Raw genomic sequence first — 5,136 nt, 5'->3', positions numbered from 1 at the left:
CACAGCGCACAATTTCCGCCTTTAATGCAGTGATGCGGGATTCAAGTTCCGCAACAGAAAGGGCATCAATATCTTGCTTCACAAGATTATTGAGCGGGTCGTCCCGGCGTAACGGTAGATTGTCGTCGATTTCCATGGTTCATATTTTACCCATGAGCGGTTGCTGTCAATATGATGCTTCCCTAAAAGGCATCTCAATTGACATGGGGATGCAATAGACATGGAAAAACTGCCGGAATTGATGACGGCTATCGAGATTTCGACGCCGGGTGGCCCTGAGGTACTGATCGCGGCGGAGCGGCCAGTGCCAAGCCCTGGCGATGGTGAGCTGCTTTTGAAGGTTGCCTTTGCCGGCGTAAACAGACCCGATGTCATTCAACGCAAGGGTCTATATCCGCCGCCGCCAGGCGCGAGCGATCTGCCCGGACTGGAAGTATCGGGCGTTGTTGTTTCGGTCGGTGCGGGCGTGTCCCGCGAATTATTGGGCACGCGCCAATGTGCGTTGGTATCGGGCGGCGGATATGCCGAATATTGCATCGCCCGCGCCGACGTTTGCTTGCCCGTTCCAGCGGGAATGGAAATGGCGCAAGCCGCGGCATTGCCTGAAACGCTGTTCACCGTGTGGCACAATGTGTTTGAACGCGGCTACGCGGCGCCCGGCGAAACCGTCCTCATCCATGGCGGCACGAGCGGCATTGGAACAATGGCGATCAAATTGGGCAAATTGTTTGATCTCAATGTCATTGTGACCTGCGGGTCGGACGACAAATGCGCCGCCGCAAAGGCAATCGGCGCGGATCATGCCATAAATTACAACAGCACAGATTTTGTCGCTGAAGTAAAAACGATTACCAACGGCGCGGGCGTGCATCTTGTTCTGGACATGGTCGCAGGTGGTTATGTTGCGCGCAATCTTCAGTGCCTGCGTGAAGATGGCCGTCATGTGACCATTGCGGTTCAAGGCGGGATGACCGCTGAACTCAATATGGCTTATATCATGTCCCGCCGGTTGATGCTTACCGGATCCACACTTCGCCCGCGAACAAAAGAGTTTAAGGCTTTGCTGGCGCAAGAAATATCAACAACGGTTTGGCCAATGGTATGCGACGGCGCGTTGCGGCCCGAAATGGACCGGATATTTCCGTTGGCGGATGCCGCTGGCGCGCACGCCTATATGGAATCCGGCGCGCATGTTGGGAAAATTCTGCTCGAAGTTTAGGGTCAGGACCTAAGCGGCTGGTGGCGGCAAGCCATCCAGCCATGCTTTTACGTCGGCAGCGCTCTTCTCCGGAATTTCTTCCATTGGGATGTGGCCGACGCCCGGATAAATAATCAGCTTGGCTTGCGGCAAGGCGTCCGCGAACCACCGCGCAGCACTTACGGGGATGAGGTTGTCCTCTTCTCCCCACATGATCATCGCGGGCACCTTGATTGCCGCCAGCTTCTCTGTGTTGCCGGCGCGCATGTTTTGCACATTTGCAAAGCGTTCCATAGTTGCTTCGCGGTTGCCAGGATAGCGGTTAAGCTCCCAATAGCGGTCGACAAGTTTTGCGTCGATTTTCGATTGAACGCTCATGGAGGTTTTGACGCTGGATTCAAAAATGCTGCGTGGGGCAATAAAGCGCGCGGCCTCTTTGATAACCGGCATCCGCATCAAACGGAAACCGATTGGTATATTACCAGATTTGGTAGAAGGCTGCCCGCTGGCATCCACCAGCAACATCGCTTCGACTTTATCGGGGTGCGTGAGTGTGTACATCCATGTGACGCCGCCACCCATTGAATTGCCGCCGATTATGGCCTTTTTGACATTCAGCCGCGCCAGCAATCTGTCGACGACCCCGACATACGTCGCGCTGTCATAGGTGCCGGATGGATTTTGCCCGGTAAGGCCATGGCCGGGAAGGTCCATCGAAATGATACGATATTCCTTGCCCAATATCTGGACCCACGGTTCCCACGTATGCAGCGAGGCGTTGGATCCGTGAATGAGGACAAGAACGCGGCCGTCCCGATTGCCTTCATCGCGATAATGAACGCGCAGGCCAGGTTCCAGTTCGGCAAAGCGGGATGCGCTATTGCTATATTTGGTTTCCATCGCTGCCGCATCGGTATCTGGCGCATATCCCCAGATAAAGACGGCGGCGACCGCGATCACGAGCACAATAACGAGCCATTTGATAAGACGTTTCATTTCTTCCCCCAATCCGATGCTGGATTGCATGCCAGACGGGCCATGCGCAAGCCCCCACGCGCATTGTCGCTTGCCGATGCGGTAAAGTTCGCCTAATGCGTCGTTCAAGATTTTCAGGCCGCTCCGTAAGGGGCGGCCCTTATTATTGGAGCAAAAGACATGGCCACCCCTTTGATGCCACATGCGACTGCCGCTTGGTTGGTCGACAATACTGGTTTGAGCTTCTCGCAAATTGCCGAGTTCTGCGGCATCCATATTCTTGAAGTTCAGGCTATGGCCGATGACATGACTGGCTCGAAATATACCGGTCGCGACCCAGTGCACGCCGGCGAATTGTCGATGGAAGAAATCGAAAAGGGTCAGGCAGATGAAGACTATGTCCTTCAAATGTCCAAGGGCCCGGATCAGGTGCGCCGCACAAAGGGCCCGCGCTATACGCCGGTTTCGAAGCGTCAGGATAAGCCAGACGGCATTGCATGGCTGTTGCGCAATCATCCGGAAATTTCCGATGGCGCCATCTGCAAGTTGATCGGAACGACGCGCAACACGATTGCCGCCATTCGCGATCGCAGCCACTGGAACATTGCTGAAATCCAGCCAAAGGATCCCGTCACGCTTGGTTTGACGTCGCAACGCGAACTTGATGCCATCGTCAATCGTGCCGCCAAAAAGGCAGGCATTGATAACACTGCGGCAAATGATGCGCGCCTTGGCTCGGATCGTGAGGCTCTTATCGAAGAATTGCGCGCAGAACGTACCGAAGCGGCACGCCGCGCGGAAGCAGCCCTCAACGGTGAAGTAGAACCGACTGAAAAGGCAGAGCTGACCGCTGATACCTTGTTCAAAAAAGCGGGCGAATAAGAACGACGTCGTCATTGCCTTAATCGCTTGATTAAGGCACGGGTGGGCTATGGCTACCAAAGCAACCCCTGATTATGACGCGTCGCTTGCCGACCACGGATTTGAAGCAAAAGAATTTAAGGGGCTAACATACCCCTTGGGCGACCATGCCCCGGCTTATGGCGAAATCTACCCCATCGCGCCGGACATTGGCTGGACGCGCATGCCCGTGCCCGGCAATCTGGCGCATATCAACGTTTGGCTTTTGGACGAGGGCGGGGCAGGCTATGCGCTCGTGGACACCGGCCTTTTCACGCCGCCGACCATTGAACAGTGGAAAGTGATGTTCGCGGGCAATTTGGCCGACCGCGAGCTCAAACGGATTTTCGTAACCCATTTCCACCCCGACCATGTTGGCTGCGCGGGATGGCTTTCCAACAAGTTCAAAGTCCCTGTTTGGATGAACCGGACCGAATGGTTGATGGCGCGGATGCTCATCGCAGATCAGTTGGACCAACCACCCGAAGATGTCTTAAACAACCGCCGCTTTTCAGGTTATGATGAAGAACGCATAGATGCGATGCGCAAGGCCGGCTGGGGCGGATTTGCACGTGCTGTCTCGCGCCTACCGACGGGGCATGTCCGCATGGACGACGGGCAAGTCATCCGCGTGGGGCAGCGGGATTGGACCGTGATGACAGGCGGGGGACATACACCGGAACATGCCTGCCTTGTCGATTTCAACAATGGCATGATCATCGCGGGTGACCAGATTTTGCCGCGTATCACTTCAAATGTCTCTGTCATGGATAGTGAGCCCAATGCTGACCCACTGGGTGAATGGCTCGACTCCATAACAAAATTTCGGGCTGCGTTGCCTGCGGATATGCTCGTCCTGCCAGCGCATGGGGAACCGTTTACTGGTGTGCATGTCCGGTTGGATAAGCTGGCGTCCGGCCACCATGAAAGGCTCGACAAGTTGGAAGCTGCCCTGCGGCACACAGAAATGCGGGCGGTCGATACATTTGCATTGCTGTTCGACCGGGAAATTGATGACACGGTTTATGGTTTGGCCACCGGCGAGGCACAGGCGCATTTGCGCTACCTGCACTTTGCAGGTCGGATAAAATGTGAAATCCGCGATGGTGTTGGATGGTATCACGCGGCATAAAGTGCGCATGACACAAAATATCTGGAACAGTCGTTACCTGCACCCTGTAAAATGGGACCAACATTTTGCGCCGTTGGCCTTGCACGATATGTTTTTCCAGTCCGCCGAACGGATGGGCCGTGCCGCAATTGCCGATTTCATGGGCCGTAAATATAGCTATGCCAATATGGCGGACACCGTCCGGCGCGTGGCGCGTGGTCTTCAGGATAAAGGTATTGGCAAGGGTGACCATGTCGGTCTCTTTCTGCCGAACGTCCCGCAATATATCGCGGCTTATTATGGCGCACTTGCCGCCGGGGCGACCGTGGTTAACTTCTCGCCTTTATATACGGTTGATGAACTAGCCCATCAGGTGGCGGACAGCGGAACGTCGATCTTGTTCACCGTGTCCGCTGCAGCATTGCTGCCGACAGCTATCAAGGTTCTGGACAACAGCAGCCTGAAGGAACTGATTGTCGGCAGCGTCGCCGAGGCATTGCCCAAGGCGAAAAGCTGGGCATACCGGTTGCTGAAACGCAGCGACATTGCCGCAATACCCGACGATAGCAGAATTACGCATTATGCGACGCTGATCGCAAATGATGGCGATTATGCTGTCCAGCCTTGCACGCCGGAACAAGACATTGCGCAGCTTCAATATACCGGCGGTACGACAGGCACGCCAAAGGGTGCGATGCTCAGCCACCAGAACATAACGGCGAACGCGCGGCAGATTAACATGCTGGATCCGCACAGCGCGGTGAACCAGCCTAATGGCGCTGCAGATGACCGGATTCTGGGCGTGCTGCCGTTTTTCCACGTATTTGCCAATGCAACGGTGCTGAATCGTACCGTCGCCAATGGCGGGGAAATTGTCATGCTGCCACGTTTCGAGGCGCGCGCTGCGTTGGCGGCCATTAATCGCACTAAGGTGACATCATTGCCCGGTGTG

Annotated in this window: 6 protein-coding genes; 4 read left to right on the top strand and 2 right to left on the bottom strand. The window is 55.5% G+C overall.

Annotated features, from left to right (window positions below):
* On the bottom strand, positions 1 to 136 hold a 136-nt coding region (locus ACIQ0G_RS10135), incomplete at its 3' end, for a DUF1192 family protein (protein ID WP_397577801.1).
* 84 nt (positions 137 to 220) lie between these two features.
* Here ACIQ0G_RS10135 and ACIQ0G_RS10130 point away from each other — a divergent pair.
* Complete coding sequence (locus ACIQ0G_RS10130) at positions 221 to 1,219, top strand: NAD(P)H-quinone oxidoreductase (RefSeq protein WP_397577799.1); 999 nt, start codon at positions 221 to 223, stop codon at positions 1,217 to 1,219.
* Between the two features lie 9 nt (positions 1,220 to 1,228).
* On the opposite strand, the gene ACIQ0G_RS10125 is transcribed toward ACIQ0G_RS10130, so the two are convergent.
* The gene (locus ACIQ0G_RS10125; protein WP_397577798.1) at positions 1,229 to 2,302 is read right to left on the bottom strand and encodes an alpha/beta fold hydrolase; all 1,074 of its coding nucleotides are present in this window, start codon (positions 2,300 to 2,302) and stop codon (positions 1,229 to 1,231) included.
* A gap of 51 nt (positions 2,303 to 2,353) precedes the next feature.
* Here ACIQ0G_RS10125 and ACIQ0G_RS10120 point away from each other — a divergent pair, with 51 nt between their 5' ends.
* From ACIQ0G_RS10120 to ACIQ0G_RS10110, 3 genes are all read left to right on the top strand, one after another.
* Positions 2,354 to 3,055: a DUF1013 domain-containing protein gene (locus ACIQ0G_RS10120; RefSeq protein ID WP_397577797.1), complete on the top strand. Its 702-nt coding sequence runs from the start codon at positions 2,354 to 2,356 to the stop codon at positions 3,053 to 3,055.
* 49 nt (positions 3,056 to 3,104) lie between these two features.
* Positions 3,105 to 4,205 (top strand): MBL fold metallo-hydrolase, encoded by a 1,101-nt coding sequence (locus ACIQ0G_RS10115; protein ID WP_397577796.1) that lies wholly within the window; start codon positions 3,105 to 3,107, stop codon positions 4,203 to 4,205.
* Position 4,206: 1 nt separating this feature from the next.
* Positions 4,207 to 5,136, top strand: a 930-nt coding sequence (locus ACIQ0G_RS10110; RefSeq protein WP_397577800.1) for an AMP-binding protein, incomplete at its 3' end; no start/stop codon positions are given.

Source organism: Sphingorhabdus sp. (genome assembly GCF_044354325.1).
Lineage (GTDB): Bacteria > Pseudomonadota > Alphaproteobacteria > Sphingomonadales > Sphingomonadaceae > Sphingorhabdus_B.
The sequence above is the reverse complement of the archived record's forward strand: the minus strand, read 5'-3'. Positions and strand labels throughout refer to the sequence as shown.

What these genes read in the sequence shown, in the direction of transcription:
- ACIQ0G_RS10120 (WP_397577797.1), top strand. Translation starts at nt 2,354, where the DNA reads ATGGCCACCCCTTTGATGCCACATGCGACTGCCGCTTGGTTGGTCGAC.
- ACIQ0G_RS10115 (WP_397577796.1), top strand. Translation starts at nt 3,105, where the DNA reads ATGGCTACCAAAGCAACCCCTGATTATGACGCGTCGCTTGCCGACCAC.
- ACIQ0G_RS10130 (WP_397577799.1), top strand. Translation starts at nt 221, where the DNA reads ATGGAAAAACTGCCGGAATTGATGACGGCTATCGAGATTTCGACGCCG.